This window comes from Streptomyces sp. NPDC057616 (assembly GCF_042800575.1).
Classification (GTDB): Bacteria; Actinomycetota; Actinomycetes; order Streptomycetales; family Streptomycetaceae; genus Streptomyces.
Genome location: NZ_JBHVGU010000065.1, coordinates 1 through 23,059, shown reverse-complemented (window position 1 = coordinate 23,059; position 23,059 = coordinate 1). Strand labels below are relative to the sequence as shown.

The window sequence follows — 23,059 nt, the reverse complement described above, 5'->3', positions numbered from 1 at the left end:
CCGAGGGAAGGCAGGACACCATGCCGCGCACCACCAAGGCCGAGGCCGAACTCAAGGTCGACGAGCCCGTCATCGAGGGGCGCTACGCCGAGCTCGGCCCTTACACGGTCTCCTACGAGACCATGAAGCAGGACATGGACCCCGCCCCGCTCTTCCGGGGCCTGCCCGACGACCGCTGCCAGTGCCCGCACTGGGGCCAGGTCCTCTCCGGCCGGATCGTGTTCCGGTACGCCGACCACGACGAGGTCTTCCACGCCGGCGACGCCTACTACGGCGCGCCCGGCCACCTCCCGCTCGTCTTCGCGGGCACCGAGATCGTCGAGTTCAGCCCCACCGCCGAGCTGAACCGCACGATGGAGGTCGTCGGGCGCAACCTCGCGGGGGCGACGTCATGACCACCCGCACCGACGTCCGTACCGACACCCGGATCGGGGAACTCGCCGGTCTCTTCGTGCAGTTCCTGGAGACCAACACCGCACCCGACGGGCTGTTCACGGACGACGTCTTCCTCGATCTGACCCTCCCGCAGTGGCGGTTGCAGACCCGGGGGCGCGACGAGCTCGTCGCCCTGCGCCGCCGCAGCCACCCCGCCCGCGGCACGGTGCCGCGCCACCGCGTGGACCCCACGCCCACCGGGTTCGTCCTGGAGTTCGAGGAGTCCTGGGTGGACGGGCAAGGCACCTGGTACTGCCGGGAGTTGATGCGTGCCGAGCTGCGCGACGGCGCCATCGGCCAGGCGTCGGTCTACTGCACCGGCGACTGGGACCAGGCGACGCGCGCGGCCCACGCCAAGGAGGTGACCCTGCTCAGGCCGTGAGCCGCCCACGGACGGCGGGAAGCGGCTCAGGAAGCGGCACACACGGGAAGCGGGACGCGCCGGAAGCTTGAGAGGTTGCTGTGAATCGGCTCCCGCGTGGTGTCGGTCACAGACACAGGCCCCCGTGATTGCGAAGGGTGGTGCGCGACGGAAGGAGCGCCCCACCGTGGAACCCACCGCGACGGCCGGACCCGACCCCTCGGCCGCGCCCCTTCCCGACGTGTCCGCACTCCTGGACGGGGTGCCGCGGCAGCGCGGCGGTGCGGACCTCACCACCACCCTCGCGCCCACCCCGCTCGCCCGGGCCCTCCGCCTGCTGCCGACACCCGCCGGTACGCCGTTCACCTTCGGCTACGCGGCGGTCCTGGCCCTCACCTCGCTGCTCGGCACGTACGCCTCCTCCTCGCTGGTGCAGTCCCTGCACCAGGCGTCCAGCACCGATGTGGCCCACCTGCTGGAGTCGCCCGCGCTGGTCCTGCTGGCGAGCGCGCTGTGGGTCGCTGGCGGGCTCGTCTCGCCGTACGTCGTCTGCTTCCTGCTCGTCCTGACCGCGCTGGAGCGGCGGATAGGCGGGGCGCGCACGGCCGTCGTCTTCCTCGCCGGGCACGTCCTCGCCACCCTCGCGACCGAGGGCACCGTCGGCGTCGCGGTCCTGGTCGGCCACCTCCCCGACAGCTCCCTGCACCGCCTCGACTACGGCATCAGCTTCGGCGTCGCCGCCGGCGTGGGCGCCCTCGCGGGGCTGCTCGGGCCGTGGCTGCGCTGGCCGCTGCTGCTCCTGTTCGGCGGCATGCTGGTGCAGGGCCTGCTGGAGTTCACCGACCCGATGACCGGCTGGGGCCATCTGATCTCGCTGGCGACAGGCGTCGCGACCTGGCCGCTGATCAGGCGCTGGTACCGCGAGGCGCAGGCCGTCCCGCGCCTCCCGAAGACGCGCCAGGGAACCTCAGAACCCGGTCCCTGAGAACCCGGTCCCTGGTCACCGCGTACCTGAGAACCCGCCGCCTAGGAACCCACCCCGCGCGCCGCGGCCAGCTTCCGGGCCAGCCCTGGAACCCCGAGCTCCCGCTCCCGCGCCTCGTCGGCCCCGTGCAGCAGGTTGCCCAGCTGCCAGGGGTCCCGGGCCAGGTCGTAGTACTCCCGGAAGAGCACCTCCCCGCCGCCGGTGGGGCGGCCGTTGCGGTCCAGGCGCGTCCGGTAGTACTCGGTGTACTGGTCCGTCCTGCCGATGGACGACGTCCAGGTGTGGATCGGCTGCTCGTCCTGCCGGTTCCACCACCACTCGGCGAGCAGCCGCTCGCGGCCGTTGCCCCGGTCGAGCAGGGAGTGGCCGTCGTGCGGGGTGTCCGGGGCGATGCCCGCCGCGGCCAGGAAGGTGGGCGCGATGTCGACATGGCCGGTGAGCCGGTCGTCGCCGCCCGACCCGAGGCCGCCCGCCGGCCAGGACAGCTGGAAGGGCACCTCCAGACTCGGCCGGTACGGCACCGACTTGCGCAGCCAGCCGTGGTCGCCCCAGCACAGGCCGTGGTCGCTGGTGAACAGCACCAGGGTGTTCTCCAGCTGGCCGAGCGAGCGCAGCTTGGCGCGGAAGTCGTGCATCGCGTCGTCCACGGACAGCAGGGTGCGCAGCTGACGGGCGCGCAGGGCCCGGCCCTGGGCGACGGAGTGGTGCGCCGCGCGCAGGAACGGCGGCTTGTCCGCTTTGTCGCGCTCGAACACGGAGGGCCGCCCGTCCCAGCCGGGCACGCGCGCGTGGGCGTACCGCCGCTCCGGGATGTTCAGCTCGTGCGCGCTGCGCGTGGCGACGTACGCGAACCAGGGCCGCCGGTCCACGCGGGACTTCTCGATGAAGGCGAGGGCGCGGTCCCTGATGACGGTGGTGTCGTAGCCGGGAATGTTCCGGACGGTCCCGCCGTCGTTGTAGTGGCCGTCGTAGTACGCCACCGGCTCCTGGAGCAGCCACTCGTCGAAATGCGGCGGGTCGTCGGCCGCGTGCCAGTAGTTGAGGTACTTGCCGAACAGCCCGGTGCGGTAACCGGCCGCCCGCAGCTGCCGCTGCACGGTGGTGCGCTGGTCGAGGTGAGAGGGGTGCCGGGTGTCGAGGACGCCGTGGTGGTGCGCGTACCGGCCCGACATGATCGTGGCGCGCGAGGGGGCGCACAGCGGGGTGTTGGCGTACGCCCGCCCGAAGGTGACGCCCTGTCCGGCCAGCCAGTCGAGCGTCCGCGGGATCGCCCAGTCCGTCTCCTTGGGCTGGTCGTCCGTCAGCACCAGGAGGATGTTGGGGCGGTCGTCGGAGCGGCGCCGCCGGTGCGGCGTCGGCGGCACGGCCGGCCCGGCCGCGACGGCGCCGCGCGCGGTGGCGGCCGGCGGATGCGCCGCCCCGTCGAGTCCCGTCCCGCGCGCCACCAGCGGCACCGCGGCCCCCGCCGCCACCACCGCACCCCCGGCGATCACCGCACGCCGTGCGGGCCCCCGCCGCTGCTCGCCCATCGGCTTCCCCACGTCCCCCGTCGTCCGGTCGTACGAGCTTGCCGCGTGCGGCACCCGCCTGTGAACGCCGGGGCGCACGCAGCGTCTGTCGCGGCCCGTGATCGCTGACAGCGAACGGTGCGGAATCCGGGGAACAACGGCGGAGCCCCAAGCATTGAGTCGGCATAACTCAACTTGACTGCCGAAGGGGAGATCATGGCTTCGACGTCCGCATCGCTCACCCTGCCCGTGCTGCCGCTCGACGACGAGGTGGTACTCCCTGGCATGGTGGTGCCGCTGGACCTGAACGACGCCGACGTACGCGCCGCGGTGGAGGCCGCCCAGGCCGCCGCCCGGACGGAACCGGGAAAGCCGAAGGTGCTGCTCGTGCCACGGGTCGACGGGACCTACCCGAGCACCGGCGTGCTCGGCACCGTCGAGCAGGTCGGCCGGCTGGCCGACGGTGACCCGGGCGCCCTCATCCGCGGCCGCGGCCGCGTGCAGATCGGTGCCGGCACCACCGGACCGGGTGCGGCGCTGTGGGTCGAGGGGACGAGGATCGACGAGAGCGCGCCCGAGCCGCTGCCCGGTCACGTCACCGAACTGGTCAAGGAGTACAAGGCCCTCGCCACCGCCTGGCTGCGCAAGCGCGGCGCCTGGCAGGTCGTGGACCGGGTGCAGGCCATCGACGACGTGTCGCAGCTGGCCGACAACTCCGGTTACTCGCCCTTCCTGACCACCGAGCAGAAGATCGAACTGCTGGAGACGGCCGACCCGGTCGCCCGGCTCAAGCTCGCCACCCAGCAGCTGCGCGACCACCTGGCCGAGCAGGACGTGGCCGAGACCATCGCCAAGGACGTCCAGGAGGGCGTCGACAAGCAGCAGCGTGAGTTCCTGCTGCGCCGTCAGCTGGAAGCCGTCCGCAAGGAACTGCGCGAGCTGAACGGCGAGGGCAAGGACTCCGCCGAGGAGTCCGACGACTACCGCGCCCGCGTCGAGGCCGCCGACCTGCCCGAGAAGGTCCGCGAGGCCGCCCTCAAGGAGGTCGACAAGCTCGAGCGCTCCAGCGACCAGTCGCCCGAGGGCTCCTGGATCCGCACCTGGCTGGACACCGTCCTCGAACTGCCGTGGAACGACCGGACCGAGGACGCCTACGACATCCAGGGCGCCAAGGCGGTCCTGGACGCCGAGCACTCCGGCCTGGAGGACGTGAAGGAGCGGATCACCGAGTACCTGGCGGTGCGCAAGCGCCGTACCGACCGCGGGCTCGGCGTCATCGGCGGCCGCCGCGGCGGCGCCGTGCTGGCCCTCGTCGGCCCGCCCGGCGTCGGCAAGACCTCGCTCGGCGAGTCGGTCGCGCACGCCATGGGCCGCAAGTTCGTCCGCGTCGCCCTCGGCGGCGTCCGCGACGAGGCCGAGATCCGCGGCCACCGCCGTACGTACGTCGGCGCGCTGCCCGGCCGGATCGTGCGCGCGATCAAGGAGGCCGGTTCGATGAACCCGGTCGTTCTGCTCGACGAGATCGACAAGGTGGGCTCCGACTTCCGCGGCGACCCGGCGGCCGCCCTGCTGGAGGTCCTGGACCCGGCGCAGAACCACACCTTCCGCGACCACTACCTGGAGGTCGAGCTCGACCTGTCGGACGTGGTCTTCCTGGCGACGGCGAACGTCCTGGAGGCAATCCCCGAAGCCCTCCTCGACCGTATGGAACTCGTGCGCCTGGACGGATACACCGAGGACGAGAAGGTCGTCATCGCCCGCGACCACCTGCTCCCGCGCCAGCTGGAGCGGGCGGGCCTGGACAAGGACGAGGTGACCCTGGCCGAGAGCGCCCTGCGCAAGCTCGCCGGCGAGTACACGCGCGAGGCGGGCGTACGCACCCTGGAGCGCTCGATCGCCCGGCTGCTCCGCAAGGTCGCGGCGCAGCACGAACTGGGCGACCGGGAGCTGCCGTTCACGATCACGGACGCCGATCTGCGCGCCCTGATCGGGCGGCCGCACCACGTTCCGGAGTCCGCGCAGGACCCGGCGGAGCGCCGTACGGCGGTCCCGGGCGTGGCGACGGGCCTCGCGGTGACCGGCGCCGGCGGCGACGTCCTCTTCGTGGAGGCGTCCCTCGCCGACCCGGAGACCGGCGCGGCGGGCCTGACCCTCACCGGTCAGCTGGGCGACGTGATGAAGGAGTCGGCGCAGATCGCGCTGAGCTTCCTGCGCAGCCGCGGCGCGGAGCTGGAGCTGCCGGTCGCGGACCTGAAGGACCGCGGCGTGCACATCCACTTCCCGGCGGGCGCGGTCCCGAAGGACGGCCCGAGCGCGGGCATCACGATGACGACGGCGCTGGCGTCGCTGCTGTCGGGCCGGCTGGTCCGCACGGACGTGGCCATGACCGGCGAGGTCTCGCTGACCGGCCGGGTGCTGCCGATCGGCGGCGTGAAGCAGAAGCTGCTCGCCGCGCACCGCGCCGGGGTGACCACCGTGATCATCCCCAAGCGCAACGAGGCCGACCTGGACGACGTCCCGGCCGAGGTGCTGGACAAGCTCGACGTTCACGCCGTGACCGACGTCCGCCAGGTCCTGGAACTGGCGCTCGCACCCGCCACGAGCGAGACGGCGCCGGAGGTTCCGGTGGCGGCGTGACGGACGCCATCGGATGAGGGAAGGCCCGGGTCCCGTGAGGGAGGCCCGGGCCTTCTTCTCGTGCCGGCCGCCCGGTTCCGCGTCAGCCGCCGGCGAGGGCGGCGGTCAGCCGTTGGCCAGGGCCACGACGCGGTCCAGGGCGCCGTTGAACTTGTCGTGGTCGCCGACCGTCGGGCCGGAGGAGGTGTACTGCCACATCGTGTAGTAGCCCCAGCCGGCCGGCAGCGTGCCCACGGTCGACGCGTAGCGGGCGATCCACAGCGGGTTGGCGGAGGCGAAGCCGCCGTAGTTGCCGGTGCAGTCGGTCCACCAGCTGGTGGCCGTGTAGATCACGGCGTCCCGGCCCGTGCGGGCCTTGTAGGTGTTCAGGAAGTCGGCGATCCAGCTGACCATCGACGAGGCCGACTTGCCGTAGCAGGCGGCGCCGTAGGGGTTCCACTCGATGTCGAGGACGCCGGGGAGGGTCTTGCCGTCCCTGGACCAGCCGCCGCCGTGGTCGACGAAGTAGTTGGCCTGTGTGGCGCCGCTGGTGGTGTCGGGGGTGGCGAAGTGGTACGCGCCGCGGATCATGCCGACGTTGTAGGAGCCGTTGTACTGCTGGGCGAAGTACGGGTTCGTGTAGTACGTCCCCTCGGTCGCCTTGGTGTAGGCCCACCTGACCCCGCTGCTCCACAGCGTCGACCAGGCGACGTTGCCCTGGTAGCCGGAGACGTCGACGCCCTCGGTCTGGGTGGCGTCGGCGGAGGAGGGGGTGCCGGCGGTGCCGTCGTGGGCGGCGACGCCCATGCCCATGCGGGCGGAGCCGCGGGTGGGGGTGTCCGCCGCGGAGGCGGGCGTGGCGGGCACGGCGAGGACGAGCGAGAGGGCGGCGAGCAGGAGTCCGGCGAGCAGGGGGCGCCGGGGGTGTACCGGTCCGGGTCTGTGCACGGGCATGGCGTGCCTCCGAAAGCTCGGTGATGCTCTGTGGGGGAGGGCGCCCGTACGGCGGGAGTGCGGGACCGTACGGGGCCGTGGCCCGGCCATCGACAGTGATGGCGTGGGCATGTCAGTCGGTGCCTGGTATCGAAGCTACGCACGTAGAAGAGTGCGTGGAAGAGGGGTCGGAGGCTGCCGTTGGTCTAGCCCTGCGAAATACTTGGGGAGCTGCGGCAACGGCGGGGTTTGGCGGAAACTTTCAGGTTCAGGAAAACCGAGGCAGGGACTGACGTGCACGAAGGCGAAAACGGGGACGAGCGCCGACTCCCGGCGGAAACGTCACCGAGTGGTGCAGACCAGGAATACCTGTCCCTGGAGCGCGAGTTGACGATCCTCTTCCGGCGCGCCCGGGCCAACCAGGGGGAGATGGCGCGCGAAGTGCACCCCGATCTGGAATCGGCGGCGTACGGCCTGCTGATCCGCCTCGACGAGTGCGGCCGCCAGCGTGCCACGGAGCTCGCCGCCTACATCGGGGTCGGCAAGGCCACCATGTCCCGCCAGCTGCGCGCCCTGGAGGACCTCGGCCTGGTCGCCCGCGAACCCGACCCCGCCGACGGCCGTGCCTGGCTGGTCCACCTCACGGACGAGGGCCACGAGCGCGTCCGCAAGGTCCGCGACGCCCGCCGCGCCCGCTATGTCAGCCAGCTCAACCACTGGAACCGCGCCGAGGTCGCGGAACTGGCCCGACTGCTCAGCCAGTTGAACCGCGGCATGGAGAAGTAGGGGAGAAGGAAGGGGCTTCGCGGCCGCGAGTCACCGCCGCGGGCCGCGGCCCCGCGTCCCGGCCCCACCCGTCACAGCCCCACCCACACCACCCGTCACAGCCCCACCCACACCACCCGTCACAGCCCCACCCACACCACCGTCGCATCGTCATGCGTCTTGCTCCGGCGCAGGAAGGCCCGTTCCGTGTCGGCGGACTCCAGGGCGCGGACGCGTCGGACGAGGGCGCGGGCGCCCTCCTTGCGGAGGAGGCGGACGCAGTCCTCCCAGCTGCCCTCGTGGAACTTCTCCACCCAGCGGGTGGCGCCGTCGGTCAGTGCCGCGAGCGCGCGCACCTCCCGGCGGGGGAGCGTGCCCGTGACGGCCCGCTCGGCGACCGACGGATCCGCCGCCGCCGTGAAGAAGCCGCCCTCCATGTTGCGGACGGTCGAGTCCACGATCGCGTCCGTGGCCAGGGACGCGCGCGGCAGGCGGGACAGGCGGTCGTCCAGGAACGCCGTCACCGAGCCCTCAGGCGACTCCACGAGCAGCGCGGAGTCCGAGAGGACCAGGTACTCCACGGCCTCCGTACCCCAGCGCGCCACGACCACCGTTGCCTGAGGGGTGCGTGGGTGAGAAAGGTCACAGGTGGCCGAATGTGCCTCGGCTGTGCGGGCGATGGCGCGGGAAAGGACCTCGGCCAGCGGAACATCCGGGAGGGAAACGGTCAGTTCGGTCAGCGCCCCGCCCAGTCGGGCGACGTACCAGGGAACGGAATGCAGACAGCCCGTCCCGTCGCGCGGAGGCGTCACCCCGTCCAGGACGACCACGGCGCCGCCCTGGCCGGAAGCGGGCAGCGCGACAGCCGCGAAGTCCTCGTTGGGGCGGGCCGGATCGCCCGGCTCCGAAACAACTTCCGTATGCATTCGGCCAGTCTGCACGACGTCTTCACAAGGTGCGCAAAAGGTCGACACTGGTTGCCGAATAGGTGCACTCGCGCAGGTCAGGCGTCTGATTTGAGAGGGAATCCGCGGTTCCGGGAATGCGTGTCGGCGAATATTGCCACCGTCTCGCGCGGACGTCCAACCGGCCCGCCGCGCACGGTCGCTGCACGTGCCCCGGAAACTTGCTCGCCAACTCCCCTCCGATGTTCACTCCTTCGGGTGGCGGGTCAGGTGATGCTCGGCCACTGCCCACCGGCACTGGGAGGGTCGGGGACCGTACCTAGGGAGCGCGCGGTCGGCGTGAATTGACGGAGCGTCACCCGGGCCCATGAGTATCACGAGTCAGGAATGCGAGCACCGGTGCAGAAGACGCGGCCTCGTCGCACAGGCAAGCAGACGGACCCCGCAACGGAAGCGGAGCGCACGCCCGGCAGCACCACCACCGGCAAGGGCCGCCCCACGCACGTCCGCAACCGCCTCGTCGTCGCCGTGGCCGTGGTGGCCGCGGCCATCGCCGGGGCGGGACTGCCGTCCGTCTTCGCCGCCTCCGGGCAACTCTCGGACTCGCAGGACCTGGTGACGCTCGCCGGGCAGACCCAGAACGCCCTCGTCCTCGCCCACTCGCTGGCCGACGAGCGGGACGAGGTGACCTCGTACATCGCCGCCGGCCGCCCCAAGTCCAAGGCGCCCGGCGAGCAGGCGAGCGCGCGCGTCGACCGCCAGGTCGAGGAACTGCTCAACGACCCGGACATCTCCTCCTCCCTGCGCGGCGACCTCGACGGCATCGCCGCCCTGCGCCGCTCCGCGCTCACCGGCCAGAGCAGCGCCCTGCAGGCGCACGGGGAGTACACGGCCGCCATCACGGAACTGCACCGGCTCGCCGAGCAGCTGGCGGACCGGATGCCGCCCCGCGCCGGCGCGGGCGCCCACGCGCTCGCCGAACTGGACACCGCCGTGCAGCAGTCGGCCGCCGCCCGCGGCCTCCTCGTCGCGGCCCTCAACGTCCCCTCGTCCACCCAGACGGTGATCAGCCCCACCACCGGCCTGCCGGTGCGTACCGCGACCTCCACGGCGGCCGACACCAAGCAGCGCGACGCGCTGACCACCGCCGCCCAGCAGGCCCGGCTGCGCTCGGACGCCTCGCTCGCCGGCTTCCGCGACACCGCGCCCAGGCCGGCCCGGGACTCCTACGACTCCACGGTCACCGGACCCGAGGTCGACTCCGCGGAGAAGTACCTCGGCTCGCTGACCGACCAGCCGACGCTCTCCACCTCCGAACTCGGCACCAGCGTCTCGAAGGTCGACGCCGCGCTCTCCGCCCGGATCGACGCCATGCGCGGTGCGGAGTCCGCCCTCTACGACCGCCGCACCAAGGATCTGGCCCAGCTGCGCGACGACGATGTCAGCGCGCTGGAGCTGCGGATCGCCGTGCTCGGCGTGCTGATGCTGGTCGCCGTCGGCATGGCCACGGCCATGGCGCGCAGCCTGACCCGGCCGCTCTCCGTCCTGCGCCGCGGCTCGGCCCGCCTCGCGCAGGCGGAGAACCCGGCCGCCGAGGACCCGGTCACCTTCACCGGCCGCAACGACGAGTTCGCGCAGGTCGTCCGCTCCGTCAACGTCCTGCACGCGCACGCCGCCGCCCTGCACGAGCGCATCGCCACTCTGGAGGCCGACCGCAAGCACCTGGTCGGCCAGCGCCAGAAGATGGCCGACGCCCGCGAGGAGCTGCGCTCGGAACTCGCCGGTTCCGCCGCCCAGTTGGAGCGGCTGCGGGAGAGCATCGGCGGCACGTTCGTGAACCTCGCCCTGCGCACCCTCGGCCTGGTCGAGCGTCAGCTGGGCGTCATCGAGGGCCTGGAGGAGCGCGAGCACGACCCGGACCGCCTCGCCACCCTCTTCAAGCTCGACCACTTCGCCACGGTGATGCGCCGGCACAGCGAGAACCTCCTCGTCCTCGCCGGTACCGAGCACGTCCAGCAGAGTGCGCACCCGGTCCCGTTGGTCGACGTCGTACGCGCCGCGGTCAGCGAGATCGAACGCTACGAGCGCGTCCGCATCGCCGTGCTGCCGCCGCACGCGCACATCGCGGGCTTCGCCGCCGACGACCTCTCGCACCTGCTCGCCGAACTGATGGAGAACGCCACCACGTTCTCCCCGCCCGACCGGCCCGTCGAGATCTCCGGCTGGCTCCTGGAGAACGGCGAGGTCATGCTCTCGGTCCAGGACGAGGGCATCGGCATGACCGCCGAGCGCATGACCCGGCTCAACGCCCGCCTCGCCGACTTCGACCCGGAGTCGCCCTACGACCACGAGGGCGAGGAGGGCCTCGGCCTCTACGTCGTCGCGCGCCTCGCCCACCGGCACGGCGTCCGCGTGCAGCTGCGCGAGCAGAAGCAAGGAGGCGTCGCTGCGGTCGTGGTGCTGCCGAAGGCCCTGCTGGCGGCGGCCCCGTCGGCCGCGGTCCCGGCCGCGTCGGCACCGATGTCCGGCTCCGCCCACTCCTTCTCCTTGCCGGGCGCCGACGCCGAGGCCAACTCCAACGAGCTCTACGCCCGCCACACCGCGGACGACCCGCTGGTCGCCCTGGCGGAGAAGGCCGCGCGGCAGGCCGCCGACGAGGAGGCCGACGAGCACGCGCCGACCCCGGCCGAGACCACGATGGAGCTGCTGATCCCGCTCCAGCCGACGGATCCGGACCCGCTGGAGCCGCAGCCGGCGAAGGCGGACCCTGCGAAGGCGGAAGAGCCGGCGGCGCAGCCCGCCGCCGCCGACGGCGGGCAGCCCGCGCCAGGACCGGTCGCCCCCGGCGAGGCCGAGGCGGAACACGCACGGACGCCGGACGCGGAACACGCCCGAACCGAGGACGAAGAAGAGCCCGTGACCGCGAAGGGCCTCCCCAAGCGGACACCCAGGATCACCGCACCGACCGACACCCAGCCGCCCCCGCGCCCCCGCTCCGTCAACGCGGATGCCCTCCGCAGGAGGCTCGGCGGATTCCGCCAGGGCGCCCAGGCCGGCTACCGCGACGTGGAGGCGGAGATCGCCGAGAGGACGGCCCAGAACGAGGTGCCGACCACCCAAACAGCTGTATCCGGAGAAGCCGACGGGGGCACTGTCGAGGAGGCAAGCAGTTGAGCGCGCCCAGTACCTTCGGACTGAGCAGTGAAGCCCGCAATCTGCACTGGCTGCTGACCAACCTGGTCGAGGAGGTGCCGGGCATCCAGTCGGTTGCCGTGGTCTCCTCCGACGGACTGCTGCTGCTCTCCTCCGATCCCGGCCGCAACGCCGAGGCCAAGGCGGTGGCCCAGCAGCGGCGGACCGGCCCGCGGGGCTCGGCCGCCGACCTCGCCACCATCGTCTCGGGCATCGGCAGCCTCACCATCGGTGCGGCCAAGCTGATGGACTCGGGCCGGGTGAAGCACACGATGGTCGCGATGGACGAGGGCAGTCTGTTCGTGATGTCGATCAGCGACGGCTCGCTGCTCGGCGTGCACGGCTCCGCGGACTGCGACATGAGCGTGGTGGCGTATCACATGGCGCTCTTCGTCGGCCGCGCCGGCCATGTGCTGACCCCCGAACTCCGCAGCGAGCTACGACAATCCCTCGAGCAGGAGTCCGCCGGGAGCGCCCGATGAGCAGTTCGCCGAACAAACTCCCCGTCCGCGGCGCCGAGCGCAAGCCGGCCCGCGTACGCCCCTATTCGCTGACCGGCGGCCGTACCCGCTTCGGCCACGTCCTCCTCGTGGAGACGTTCGTGGCCGCGCTGGAGGCCCCGGAGGAGCGCAGGGAACTGACGAACGGCGGCAGCGGCAGCCGGGTGATGCCCGAGATGCTCGCCATCGTCGAACTGTGCCGCCGTATGCGCACGGTGGCCGAGATCGCCGCGCTGCTGAAGATGCCGCTCGGCGTGGTCCGCGTGCTGCTCAGCGATCTCGCGGACCAGGGAAAGATCCGTGTGTACGGCACCGGGACCGGTCACGGCACGGGCCGCCCGGACCGCGCTCTGCTGGAAAGGGTGCTGAATGGACTCCGTCGTCTCTGACGCCGCCACCGCCGCCGGCGTCACCCCGCTCGTCGACGAGGACGAGAATCTGCAGTCCTGGCAGACGGACCGCACCCGCGCCCCGATCGCGACGAAGATAGTCGTGGCGGGAGGCTTCGGCGTCGGCAAGACCACGCTGGTCACCGCCGTCTCGGAGATCACGCCTCTGCAGACCGAGGCGCTGATGACCGAGGCGAGCGAGGAGACCGACGACCTCACCTCGACGCCCGGCAAGCTGACCACCACCGTGGCGATGGACTTCGGCCGTCTCACGCTCGACGACGACCTGGTGCTCTACCTGTTCGGCACGCCGGGCCAGCAGCGGTTCTGGTTCATGTGGGACGACCTGGTGCGCGGTGCGATCGGCGCCGTCGTCATGGCCGACACCCGCCGTCTGAAGGACTGCTTCCCCGCGCTCGACTACTTCGAGAGCTGCGGGCTGCCGTACGTCGTCGCGGTCAACCACTTCGACGGCAGCGAGCTGTTCGAACCGGACGACGTGCGGGAGGCATTGACGATCCCCGCGCACATACCTGTAATGATCATGGATGCGCGCCGCCGGATCTCGGTGATCGAGACCCTCCTGTCCCTCGTGGGCCACGCGCTCGACGAAACACCCGAGTGAACCCCCGTTAGGAGCCCTCACCCGCATGCGGAAGATACTCGTCGTCGGAGCCGGCCAGTCCGGTCTCCAGCTCGCCCTCGGCCTTCAGTCGCACGGGTACGAGGTCACCCTGATGTCGAACCGGACGGCGGACGAGATCCGTTCCGGCCGGGTCATGTCCACGCAGTGCATGTTCCACACGGCGCTGCAGCACGAGCGCGATCTCCAGCTGAACTTCTGGGAGTCCCAGGCCCCGAAGATCGAGGGGCTCGGCGTCTCGGTCGCGGCCCCGGGCTCCTGGGGCGAGGGCCCCGCGGCGCGTGCCATCGACTGGGTGGGCAAGCTCGACGGGATCGCCCAGTCCGTCGACCAGCGGGTGAAGATGGCCGGCTGGATGGAGACGTTCGCGCAGCGCGGCGGCCAGCTGGTCATCCACGGCGCGGCCGTCTCCGACCTCGACTACTTCTCCCGTACCTACGACCTGGTGCTGGTGTCGGCGGGCAAGGGCGAGCTGGTGTCCATGTTCGGCCGGGACGCGTCCCGTTCGCCCTACAGCGAGCCGCAGCGCGCGCTGGCGGTGGCCTACGTCCACGGTCTGGGCCCGCGCCCCGAGCACCCGGACTTCTACGCCGTGCGCTGCAACCTGGTCCCCGGGGTCGGCGAGCTCTTCGTGATGCCGACGCTCACCACCTCCGGCCCCGCCGACATCCTGTTCTGGGAGGGCATACCCGGCGGCCCGCTCGACGTCTTCAACGGCGTCAAGGACCCGGCCGAGCACCTCTCCCTGACCCTGGAACTCATGGAGAAGTTCACGCCCTGGGAGTACGCGCGGGCCACCAAGGTCGAACTGACCGACGCGGGCGGCACGTTGGCCGGCCGCTACGCGCCCACCGTGCGCAACCCCATCGGCCGGCTCCCCGGCGGCGGCCTGGTGCTCGGCGTCGCGGACGTCGTCGTCGCCAACGACCCGATCACCGGCCAGGGCTCCAACTCGGCCTCCAAGTGCGCGGCGGCGTACCTCGCCTCGATCCTGGAGCACGGCGAGAAGGAGTTCGACGAGACCTGGATGCAGGCGACGTTCGACCGCTACTGGAACACCGCGCAGCACGTCACCAAGTGGACCAACGCCATGCTCGCCCCGCCGCCGGAGCACATCCTCAACCTCATCGGCGCCGCGGGCCAGCTCCAGCCGGTCGCCGACCGCTTCGCCAACGCCTTCAACGACCCGTCCGACTTCGAGAACTTCTTCTACGAGCCCGAGAAGACGGAGGCGTACCTCGCGTCCGTGGCCGGCGCCTAGAGGCTGCGTTCGTCGGGACGCAGGGCTCCGAGGATCGGGTAGCTCGCGATCGGGGAGACCTTGACCGTCTCGCCGGTGCGGGGGGCCTGGACGACCATGCCGCGGCCCAGGTACATCGCGACGTGCGTGGCCTCGGGGAAGTAGACCACCAGGTCGCCGGGGCGCAGCTGGTCGAGGGGGACCTTCGGCAGCTGCGCCCACTGCTCCTGGCTGGTGCGGGGGATCGGGGTGCCCGCCCGGTCCCAGGCCTGTGCCGTCAGGCCCGAGCAGTCGTAGGACGCCGGGCCCTCGGCGCCCCACCGGTACGGCTTGCCGAGCTGGCGTACGGCGTAGCGCACCGCGCGGTCGCCCTCCGGCGAGGGCGGGCGGTCGTCGTCCAGCGCGCCGGATGCCATCAGGCTCCGCTGCGCCTTGTCGACCCCGCTCTTCTCCAACGCGCCGAGCGCGGAGATCTGTTCGGGGGTGAGGGCGGCGAGCAGCTCCTCGACCTTCTTCAGTCGCCCCTGGACGTCGTCCCGGTTCTTCTTCTGCCGTGCGGCCAGGGTGAGCTGCTGGTCGAGGGCCTTGCGGGCGGCACGGGCGAGCGCGCCGGCCTTCTTCTCGGCGCCGGCCAGCCGCCCGACCGTCTCGGCGCGCTCCCGCGCCACCTGCCCGATCACATGGCCCTGGTCGAGCGCCTGCTGCGGATCGCGGGCCAGCAGCAGCCGTACGTAGGGGGAGATGTCCGTGCTGCTCTGGTACTGCTGGCGGGCCAGCCGCCCCGCCGCGCCCCGGCTGTCCTGGAGCGAGAGGCGGGCCTTGGCGAGCGCGCCGTCCAGCCGGGCCACCTCGGCGCGCTGCTTCGTCAGCTTCTCGGCGGTGGCGTCGTAGGTCTCGGTGGCCTGTTCGGCCTGCCGGTACAGCTGCTGAAGGTCCGTCAGCTGCTGGGCGATGCCGCGGCCGTCCGGGCCGGGCGTGGGCGCGGCCGTCGCGGGCAGCGGCGCGAGGACGCAGCCGGCGGCCGCTGCCGCGGTGCACACCAGACGCAGAACCTTTCCCGACACGTCATCACCTCCGGTGCGGGGCAGCCCTTCCGCTCCGCTCAGTGAGGTGTTGACGGCCACGCCGCTGACCCGCGCCGGGTGTGCGCGGTTCGGCGCAACCTGGTCACCCGTCGGTGTCGTCCGGCCGGCGGCCCGGCGTGGCGTCCGCAGCGGTGTCCGGCTTGGACCACGGCCACTTCAGCTTGTCCGCCTTGCCCGTGGGGTCGTACTCGTACTTCCAGCCCAGGGGCAGGCCGAGCCGCCTGCTGTGGCCGCGCGGCACGCGCCGGTAGACGACCTCGGTGGGCGGGCCGCCGGCGGCGTCCGGGACCGGGATGCGGTACGTCTTCGGCGGGTGCCCGGTGGGGCCCACGAGGACAGGCAGGACGCGACCGTCCATCGGGCCGCCCTCGAAGGGGGTGTCTTCGCTCTTCACGGCACCAGTGTCAGACATCCGCCGCCAGCGCCTGCACCAGCGCGGCGGTCTGGGGGTCGCGGCTCGCGGTCACCGAGAGCACGGCCACGAACTGGTCGACCAGCCAGTCCCGCAGCTCGTCCAGGGGCGGCTGCTTGTCCTCGTCGAGCCAGATCAGGGAGGCCGCCTCGACCGCGGTGATCCACATCCGCACGGTCATGCGCAGCCGCAGCCCGGGGTCGGCGACCCCCAGGTGGCTGAGGATGTGCTCGGCGGCGGCCCGGCGTACGCCGTCCACGATGGCGGTCGTCCGCGACGTCTCGACCACGCTGCCGCCCTGGAGCAGCGCGCTGAACCCGGCGTCGTGCTCGTCGACGAAGGCGAGGTAGCGGTCGAGGGCGCGCGCCAGCCGGGGGAGGAGCGAGCCCTCGCGGGGCTCGTCGAAGCACTTCTCCAGTTCGTCGGCGGCCGATCGCAGCGCCGCCTCGTACAGCTGCTGCTTGCCGCCCGGGAAGTACCGGTACACCAGGGGCCGTGACACTCCGGCCGCCTCCGCCACGTCGTCGAGGGAGACCTCCTCGGGCGCGTGGTGCGCGAAGAGCCCGAGTGCGGCCTCCAGGAGCTGGCTGCGTCGCTCCTCGACGCTCAGACGGCGGTAGGCGGGGGTGGCGGACGACGGCGGGGTCATGCCTCGCAGCGTAACCGCCCGCCTGCACGTCTCCTACGCCAGGAGTCCGGACGACCTCCACAAGCGGCGTCCCACGCCCCGCAGCACCCCGATCTCGTCCAGGAAGTCGGTCAGCCGCCCGGCGCCGGTCTGCATGACCTCCCGCCGGTGCCCGCTCGCCTTCACCTGCGCCATGGCCTTGCGCTTGTCCAGTCCCACGTTCGTGTAGACCTCGGGATTGATGAAGGCGACGGAGAAGACCCGCGCGAACTCGCCGGAGGTGACCCGTGTGAACTCCTGCGACCACCTCGGCGCGGTCATCATCTGGCGCCGCAGCTCCTCGCGGGCGTAGCGCACGTGCCGGGCCTCCTCGACCACGTGGATGCGCGTGACGCCGCGGATCAGGGGCTGCACCCGCTCGTCCGGGAAGGTCAGCCGCTGCATCCAGTCGAGGACCTCCTCCCCGAGCAGGGTCGCGGTGAAGGAACCGGGCGTGGTCGAGACCGTCTTGAACAGGCGCCCCAGGTTCTGGTGCACGCGGGAGACCGGGTACCAGGGCGTGCCGCCGTGCGAGATCAGCCGGGCGAACATCTTCGAGTGCCGGCACTCGTCCTCGATCTCGGTGAGCGCGTACCGCACGTGCGCGCTCGTGGCGGCCTTGTCGTAGATGTGCCGGCACAGCAGCTGCATCAGGATGATCTCGAACCAGATGCCGAGCGAGGCGAGGGCCGCGGCCTCGTGCTGGGAGAGCAGGATGCGCTGCTCCTCGCTCATCCGCTTCCACATCGGGGTGTCGTAGAGCGACACCAGCTCCGGCGGCCAGAACCACTTGCCGTCCTCGAAGGGCGCGTCCCAGTCGAGTTCCTTGTCCGGGTCGAAGGAGTGCTTGGCGGAGGAGGCGAGGAGCCGCTCGGCCACCTGTTCGCGGTCCTTGAGCGCTCCGAGTGCGTCGCGCAGGCCTTCCAGCGCGTCCGCTTCCGACAGGATCGTCATGGTTCATCCCACCTCGTTACCGGGGGTCACATCCTCCACCGGTTATGAGACTGCCTGTCAGCAAGCTCGTCAATCCCCCGTGCGCGACTTGTTGACCCGGCGTCTACCACGTGTGAGCCTGCGGACATGCCGACTTTCGACCTGTACGCCACGGATCCCGGTGACCCCCACTGGCAGGTACCTGCGAACGGCGCGGCCCGCTTCAGCTGGGAGTACGACGACGGCAGAGACCGTCTGCTCGCCCTGTACCAGAAGGGCAAGGACAAGCAGTGGGACGGGCAGAAGCGGATCGACTGGGACCTGGAGGTCGATCCCTACGACCCGCTCGGCACCCCGGACGAGTCGATGTCGCTGTACGGCACCAAGCACTGGGCGAAACTCACGGAGAAGGACAAGGGCGAGCTGCGCAAGCACTACGCCTCCTGGCAGTTCAGCCAGTTCATGCACGGCGAGCAGGGCGCGATGGTGTGCGCGGCCCGGATCGTGGAGTCGGTCCCGGACCTGGACGCGAAGTTCTACTCGGCGACCCAGACGATGGACGAGGCGCGGCACGCGGAGATCTACGCCCGCTTCCTGCAGGAGAAGGTCGGGATGCTGTACCCGATCAACGACAATCTCCAGTCCCTGCTGGGCGACACGCTCCGGGACAGCCGCTGGGACATGCCCTACCTCGGCATGCAGGTCCTGATCGAGGGCCTGGCCCTCGCCGCCTTCGGCATGATCAGGGACACCACCGACAAGCCCCTGCCCCAGCAGATCCTCGCCTACGTCATGCAGGACGAGGCCCGGCACGTCGCCTTCGGGCGGATGGCGCTGCGCGACTACTACAAGCAGCTCAGCGACGCCGAACTGCGCGAGCGCGAGGAGTTCGTCATCGAGGGCTGCTACCTGATGCGCGACCGGCTGCGCGGGGTCGAGGTCCTGGAGAACTTCGGCATCCCGACGGCCGAGGCGGAGGAGTACAGCGAACAGTCCGAATTCCTCGCGCTGTTCCGCAAGTTGCTCTTCTCCCGCATCGTCCCCTGCGTCAAGGACATCGGCCTGTGGGGCAAGCGACTGCAGGAGGCCTACGTCGACATGGGCGTCTTCGAACTCGGCGACTCGAACCTGGACCTGCTGATGGCCCAGGACGAGGAGATCGCCGAGCAGCTGGACGCGCAGCGCTTCGCCGCGGAGGAGCGCGAGCGCGTGGCGGAGGTGACGGACGCGATCGAGGCGGGGCGCTGAAGCGACGGGCCGCCGGACCGGCGGGGCGCTAGACCGAGCAGCCCAGCCCGTCCGGCACCTCCGTCGTCAGCGGCACGGGCTCCGCGCCCTGCGCCGGGAACGGCGTCCGCAGGGTGAAGGCGTACGGCGTGGGGCCGTTGGCGCGCAGGTGCAGCAGCCGCGCCTCGGCCTCCGCGACCGTCGGACGGTGGCCCGCCGGCACCCACCACATCGCCACCATGGCCTCCGCGACCCGCTCGAACCACTCCCGCCGGCGTGCCAGCATCTCGCGGTGGCGGCCCTGGTACATGAACGCGGTCAGGGCCTCGGTGTCCCGCCACACCGACATGTTGATGATCAGCCACTCGTCGCCGAAGACGGCCACGTCGGTCGCGTCGCCGCCCTCGCCCTCCAGGCGCCAGACGAAGCCGTCCGCGCCGTCGGCGTCGGCGTTCACGGGGTCGAGGCTGTCGACGAAGTCCTTCAACTGCGGGGATTCCAGCGGAGCTTTGAGACGGGCGATGTTCACCTGGGCGAGTTCGTATCCGATGGCCGAAGTCATGTACCGAACGTTAGGTCGGGGGCCGGCCGGCCGGTAACCCCCGTCTCATTCCTTGGAGTTCAGCACCGACTCCATCACGCTCCGGGCGATCGGCGCCGCCAGCCCGCCCCCGGTGATGTCCCCGCGCTCCGCCGATCCGTCCTCCACCACCACGGCGACCGCGACCCTCGGCTCGGTGTCGCCCTCGCCCTGCGCCCACGACACGAACCAGGCGTACGGGATGCCGGCGTTGCCGATGCCGTGCTGGGCGGTGCCGGTCTTGCCCCCGACGATCGCGCCGGGGATGGCGGCGTTCGTGCCGGTGCCCTCCGTCACGACGTCCTCCATCAGCTCCTTCATCCGGTCGGCCGTCTCCGGGCGCATCGCCGCGCGCGCGGGCCGCGAACCCGCCGTGGCCACGGTGGCGCCCTCGTTCGTGGTCGTCCGCTCCACCAGGTACGGCGAGCGCACCTGCCCCCGGTTCGCCACCGCCGCCGCCACCATCGCCATCTGCAGCGGCGTGGCCCGCGTGTTGTACTGCCCGATCGACGACAGCGCGAGCTGGGCCCGGTCCATCGAGGTGTCGAAGGTGCTCGGCGCGACCGAGAAGGGGATCCGCTGCCGCGTGTTGTTGAAGCCGAACGCCTGCGCCGTGCGCGCCATGTCGGCCACGCCCACGTCCACGCCGAGCTTCGCGAACACGGTGTTGCAGGACCACTCGAAGGCGTCCCGCAGCGAGGCGTCCCCGCAGCCGTCGCCCTCGTTCATCAGCGTGGTCCGGGTGCCCGGCAGGGGATAGGGGTCGGGCGAGTCGGTCGGCCTGTCGAGATCCGTGACGACGCCCGCGTCCAGCGCCGCCGCGGCGGTGACCACCTTGAACGTCGAACCCGGCGGATAGGTCTGGCGCACCGCCCGGTTGAGCATCGGCTTGTCCGGATCGGCGTTCAGCCGGGCCCAGGAGCGGGCCGTCGCCGCGGCGTTGCCCGACAGCGCGCTCGGGTCGTAGGACGGGCTCGACACCAGCGCCAGCACCCGGCCGGTCGCGGGCTCGATCGCCGCCACCGCGCCCTTGCGCCCGTCGAGTCCCTCGTACGCCGCCCGTTGGGCGGCCGGGTCGAGCGTCGTCACGATGTCGCCGCCCCGGTTGCGGGCCCGCGTCAATCCGCTCACCAGGGGGAACGCCGAGAGCGCCGGGTCGGTGCCGGACAGCACCGAGTCCTTGACGTGCTCCAGCAGGGTGGTGCCGTACACCTGCGAGGCGAAACCGGTGACGGGGGCGTACAACGGGCCGTCGCGGTACGTCCGTTCGTAGCGGAGCTGCTCGCCGGAGTCCCGGGAGCCGGTGACCGGCTCGCCGCCGACCAGGATGTCGCCGCGCGGCTGGTGGTAACGGGCGATCTGGGAGCGGCGGTTGGCGTGGTTGTCGTCGTAGGAGCGGGCGTTGACGATCTGGATGCGGGCGGCGTTGACCAGCAGCGCGGCCAGCAGGAGGACGCAGAAGAAGCCGGCGTGCCGGATGTGCTTCGTCATCAGGGCGCCGCCTCCCCGTCGTACTGGCTGCGCGCCGAGTCGCTCACCCGGATCAGCAGCGCCACGATCGCCCAGTTGGTGACCACCGACGAGCCGCCCTGCGCGAGGAACGGCATCGCCATGCCGGTCAGCGGGATCAGCCCGGTCACCCCACCCGCGATCACGAACACCTGGAGCGCCACGATCGAGGCCAGCCCGACCGCCAGCAGCCGGCCGAAGGGGTCGCGCAGGGCGAGTCCGGCCCGGAAGCCGCGCTCCACGAGGAGGCCGTAGAGGAGGAAGAGCGCGGACAGGCCCGCAAGGCCCAGCTCCTCGCCGGCCGTCGCGAGGATGAAGTCGGACTTCGCCGCGAAGCCGATGAGGATCCCGTGGCCGAGGCCCAGTCCGGTGCCGAGGACGCCGCCCGCGGCGAAGGCGAACAGCGACTGGGCGATCTGGTTGGGGCCCTGGCCGGCGTCGATCGACGCGAAGGGGTGCAGCCAGTCCTGGACCCGGCCGTGCACATGCGGCTCCAGCCAGCCGACGGCCACCGCGCCGAGCGCCGCCAGCAGCAGGCCGACGGCGATCCAGCCGGTGCGGCCGGTGGCGACGTAGAGCAGGACGACGAACAGGCCGAAGAAGAGCAGCGAGGTGCCGAGGTCGCGCTCCAGCACCAGCACGCCGACGCTCAGCAGCCAGATGGCGAGGATCGGGCCCAGCACCCGGCCGGTGGGCAGCTGCAGGCGCCGGAACCGCCAGATGTGGCGGCCGGTGTAGGCGAGCGCGTTGCGGTTGGCCGCGAGGTACGCGGCGAAGAAGACCGCCAGCAGCACCTTCGCGAACTCGCCCGGCTGGATGGAGAATCCGGCGATCCGGATCCAGATGCGGGCGCCGTTGACGGCCGGGAAGAGGATCGGGAGCAGCAGCAGGGCGAGGGCGGCGACGACGCAGACGTAGGCGTAGCGCTGGAGCAGCCGGTGGTCGCGGAGCAGCAGGACGACCACGGTGAACAGGGTCATGCCCAGCGTGGACCAGACGAGTTGGGTGGGGGCCGCGTGGTCGTGGGGGGTCTCCAGGTCGAGCCGGTAGATCAGCACCAGGCCGAGGCCGTTGAGCAGCACGCCGATGGGCAGCAGCAGCGGGTCGGCGTACGGGGCGCGCAGCCGCACCGCGGCGTGGGCCAGGAGCGCGAGCGCGCCGAGCCCGGCGCCGTAGCCTGCGGCGCCGGGCGGGACGGTGCCGGTCCTGGCGAGGCCGACGGCGCAGTAGCCGTACACGGAGAGCAGGACGGCGAGGGCGACGAGGGCGAGTTCGACGCCGCGGCGCCTGGGCAGGCGGGCCGCGCGTACGGCGGTGCCTGTCTGCTCCTGGGGCGCCGTCAGCACCAGCGCGGCGGTGTCCCGGTCGTCTTGATGTAGCGGGCCGAACCCCATGCCCAAGTCCCGTCCGTGAGGAGGTACCAGAGGTTGTTGCCCTGCACGCTCTGGCCCGGTGTCTTGCAGAAGATGGAGACCCGCTCGCCCCGGTGGACCACGCGGATCACCTGGCTGCCGCGGTTGGGCGCGCTGCGCAGCAGCAGTTCGCCCGCGGTGACGACGCCCTGGGAGTAGTGCTGGCCGCCCTGGTCCCAGCCGTCGTGCTGGTCCGAGCCGGCCGAACCGGCCGCGGGGTCGCCGCCGCCGTCCCAGTCGTCGTCCGCGAGCGCCGGTGCGACGGCCACGGAGGTGATGAGGGCGCCGGCGGCGCTGGTTATCGCGACGCGGGTGAGAACGGAGCGCAGGGACATGGCAGATACCTCCATGAATGGGGGCGAAGCTGACTATCCGCCACGTTAGGAGCAGCGCCGGGGGGTCGCGCGTCGTGCTGGGCCAGTGGAGCGGCTGCCCGCCGGGGAACCCTGGAGGGCGCGGGAAACGGCGCGACAAGCCCCCGCCGTCCCGCGTGCGTCCTGCCGTCCCGCCGTCGCGCGTGCGTCCTGCCGTCCCGCCGTCGCGCGTGCCGCCCGCCGTCCCGCGTGGGTCCCGCCGCCCGCCGCCCGCCGTCGCGCGTGCCGCCCGCCGCCCGCCGTAGCGTGTGCCGCCCGCCGTCCCGCATGCGTCCCGCCGCCCGCCGCCCGCCGTCGCGCGTGCCTCCCGCCGCCCGGCACCTGGGCGGCGCGACGGACCGTCGCAGGTGCCGAGCTCTCCCGCCCGACCCTAGCGGAGCGTCAGAGT

At 72.0% G+C, this 23,059-nt stretch carries 22 protein-coding genes; 11 read left to right on the top strand and 11 right to left on the bottom strand.

What is annotated here, in order from left to right; all coding sequences use genetic code 11:
* The first annotated feature begins 20 nt into the window (after positions 1-20).
* The 3 genes from ACFU97_RS44000 (at position 21) to ACFU97_RS43990 (ending at position 1,781) form a co-directional block, all read left to right on the top strand.
* A complete protein-coding gene (locus ACFU97_RS44000) occupies positions 21-395 on the top strand; it encodes a hypothetical protein (protein ID WP_384268417.1) in 375 nt (124 codons plus the stop codon).
* Positions 392-817, top strand: coding sequence for a hypothetical protein (locus tag ACFU97_RS43995; protein ID WP_384268414.1), 426 nt, complete (start codon positions 392-394; stop codon positions 815-817). Before ACFU97_RS44000 ends, ACFU97_RS43995 begins: the two co-directional genes overlap by 4 nt.
* Positions 818-983: 166 nt before the next feature.
* Positions 984-1,781, top strand: a complete 798-nt coding sequence (locus ACFU97_RS43990; RefSeq protein ID WP_384268411.1) for a rhomboid-like protein — start codon at positions 984-986, stop codon at positions 1,779-1,781.
* Between the two features lie 41 nt (positions 1,782-1,822).
* Here ACFU97_RS43990 and ACFU97_RS43985 read toward each other — a convergent pair whose 3' ends face one another.
* Complete coding sequence (locus tag ACFU97_RS43985) at positions 1,823-3,322, bottom strand: sulfatase (protein ID WP_384268409.1); 1,500 nt, start codon at positions 3,320-3,322, stop codon at positions 1,823-1,825.
* A 183-nt stretch (positions 3,323-3,505) separates the two neighbouring features.
* Between ACFU97_RS43985 and lon the strand changes: the two genes are divergently transcribed.
* Positions 3,506-5,926, top strand: a complete 2,421-nt coding sequence (lon, locus tag ACFU97_RS43980) for an endopeptidase La (RefSeq protein WP_384268407.1) — start codon at positions 3,506-3,508, stop codon at positions 5,924-5,926.
* A 105-nt stretch (positions 5,927-6,031) separates the two neighbouring features.
* On the opposite strand, the gene ACFU97_RS43975 is transcribed toward lon, so the two are convergent.
* Complete coding sequence (locus tag ACFU97_RS43975) at positions 6,032-6,859, bottom strand: lysozyme (protein ID WP_384268405.1); 828 nt, start codon at positions 6,857-6,859, stop codon at positions 6,032-6,034.
* Positions 6,860-7,132: 273 nt separating this feature from the next.
* Here ACFU97_RS43975 and ACFU97_RS43970 point away from each other — a divergent pair, with 273 nt between their 5' ends.
* A complete protein-coding gene (locus ACFU97_RS43970; protein WP_384268403.1) occupies positions 7,133-7,624 on the top strand; it encodes a MarR family winged helix-turn-helix transcriptional regulator in 492 nt (163 codons plus the stop codon).
* Between the two features lie 119 nt (positions 7,625-7,743).
* Here ACFU97_RS43970 and ACFU97_RS43965 read toward each other — a convergent pair whose 3' ends face one another.
* Positions 7,744-8,529, bottom strand: a complete 786-nt coding sequence (locus ACFU97_RS43965) for a protein phosphatase 2C domain-containing protein (protein ID WP_384268401.1) — start codon at positions 8,527-8,529, stop codon at positions 7,744-7,746.
* Between the two features lie 378 nt (positions 8,530-8,907).
* Between ACFU97_RS43965 and ACFU97_RS43960 the strand changes: the two genes are divergently transcribed.
* The 5 genes from ACFU97_RS43960 to ACFU97_RS43940 are packed head-to-tail and all read left to right on the top strand — an operon-like array spanning position 8,908 to position 14,493.
* Positions 8,908-11,682, top strand: a complete 2,775-nt coding sequence (locus tag ACFU97_RS43960; protein WP_384268398.1) for a nitrate- and nitrite sensing domain-containing protein — start codon at positions 8,908-8,910, stop codon at positions 11,680-11,682.
* Positions 11,679-12,182 carry a roadblock/LC7 domain-containing protein gene (locus ACFU97_RS43955; protein WP_384268397.1) on the top strand — a complete coding sequence of 168 codons (504 nt, stop codon included), beginning with the start codon at positions 11,679-11,681 and terminating at the stop codon, positions 12,180-12,182. The genes ACFU97_RS43960 and ACFU97_RS43955 overlap by 4 nt, the downstream gene beginning before the upstream one ends.
* The gene (locus ACFU97_RS43950; RefSeq protein WP_384268395.1) at positions 12,179-12,589 is read left to right on the top strand and encodes a DUF742 domain-containing protein; all 411 of its coding nucleotides are present in this window, start codon (positions 12,179-12,181) and stop codon (positions 12,587-12,589) included. The genes ACFU97_RS43955 and ACFU97_RS43950 overlap by 4 nt, the downstream gene beginning before the upstream one ends.
* Entirely contained in the window at positions 12,570-13,214 is a 645-nt protein-coding gene (locus ACFU97_RS43945) for an ATP/GTP-binding protein (protein WP_384268392.1), read from the top strand. Before ACFU97_RS43950 ends, ACFU97_RS43945 begins: the two co-directional genes overlap by 20 nt.
* 25 nt (positions 13,215-13,239) lie before the next feature.
* The gene (locus ACFU97_RS43940) at positions 13,240-14,493 is read left to right on the top strand and encodes a styrene monooxygenase/indole monooxygenase family protein (protein WP_384268390.1); all 1,254 of its coding nucleotides are present in this window, start codon (positions 13,240-13,242) and stop codon (positions 14,491-14,493) included.
* Here the strand turns inward: ACFU97_RS43940 and ACFU97_RS43935 are convergent.
* The 4 genes from ACFU97_RS43935 to ACFU97_RS43920 all read right to left on the bottom strand — a co-directional run bounded on the left by ACFU97_RS43935 (position 14,490) and on the right by ACFU97_RS43920 (position 17,590).
* Entirely contained in the window at positions 14,490-15,536 is a 1,047-nt protein-coding gene (locus tag ACFU97_RS43935) for an NlpC/P60 family protein (protein WP_384268386.1), read from the bottom strand. The two genes, ACFU97_RS43940 and ACFU97_RS43935, sit on opposite strands and share 4 nt — an antisense overlap.
* Before the next feature lie 103 nt (positions 15,537-15,639).
* Positions 15,640-15,951 carry a hypothetical protein gene (locus tag ACFU97_RS43930; protein ID WP_384268384.1) on the bottom strand — a complete coding sequence of 104 codons (312 nt, stop codon included), beginning with the start codon at positions 15,949-15,951 and terminating at the stop codon, positions 15,640-15,642.
* A 10-nt stretch (positions 15,952-15,961) separates the two neighbouring features.
* A complete protein-coding gene (locus ACFU97_RS43925; RefSeq protein WP_384268381.1) occupies positions 15,962-16,618 on the bottom strand; it encodes a TetR/AcrR family transcriptional regulator in 657 nt (218 codons plus the stop codon).
* A gap of 33 nt (positions 16,619-16,651) precedes the next feature.
* Positions 16,652-17,590, bottom strand: coding sequence for a diiron oxygenase (locus tag ACFU97_RS43920; RefSeq protein ID WP_384268379.1), 939 nt, complete (start codon positions 17,588-17,590; stop codon positions 16,652-16,654).
* Positions 17,591-17,716: 126 nt separating this feature from the next.
* Here ACFU97_RS43920 and ACFU97_RS43915 point away from each other — a divergent pair, with 126 nt between their 5' ends.
* Positions 17,717-18,817 (top strand): ferritin-like domain-containing protein, encoded by a 1,101-nt coding sequence (locus tag ACFU97_RS43915; protein WP_384268377.1) that lies wholly within the window; start codon positions 17,717-17,719, stop codon positions 18,815-18,817.
* Positions 18,818-18,845: 28 nt separating this feature from the next.
* Here the strand turns inward: ACFU97_RS43915 and ACFU97_RS43910 are convergent, their stop codons facing one another.
* The 4 genes from ACFU97_RS43910 to ACFU97_RS43895 are packed head-to-tail and all read right to left on the bottom strand — an operon-like array spanning position 18,846 to position 22,632.
* Positions 18,846-19,358: a DUF3291 domain-containing protein gene (locus ACFU97_RS43910; RefSeq protein WP_384268374.1), complete on the bottom strand. Its 513-nt coding sequence runs from the start codon at positions 19,356-19,358 to the stop codon at positions 18,846-18,848.
* Positions 19,359-19,403: 45 nt separating this feature from the next.
* On the bottom strand, positions 19,404-20,867 hold the full coding sequence (locus ACFU97_RS43905) for a peptidoglycan D,D-transpeptidase FtsI family protein (protein ID WP_384268372.1): 1,464 nt from the start codon (positions 20,865-20,867) through the stop codon (positions 19,404-19,406).
* The gene (locus ACFU97_RS43900) at positions 20,867-22,279 is read right to left on the bottom strand and encodes an FtsW/RodA/SpoVE family cell cycle protein (RefSeq protein WP_384268370.1); all 1,413 of its coding nucleotides are present in this window, start codon (positions 22,277-22,279) and stop codon (positions 20,867-20,869) included. The genes ACFU97_RS43905 and ACFU97_RS43900 overlap by 1 nt, the downstream gene beginning before the upstream one ends.
* Complete coding sequence (locus ACFU97_RS43895) at positions 22,225-22,632, bottom strand: SH3 domain-containing protein (RefSeq protein ID WP_384268367.1); 408 nt, start codon at positions 22,630-22,632, stop codon at positions 22,225-22,227. Before ACFU97_RS43895 ends, ACFU97_RS43900 begins: the two co-directional genes overlap by 55 nt.
* Positions 22,633-23,059: the final 427 nt, after the last annotated feature.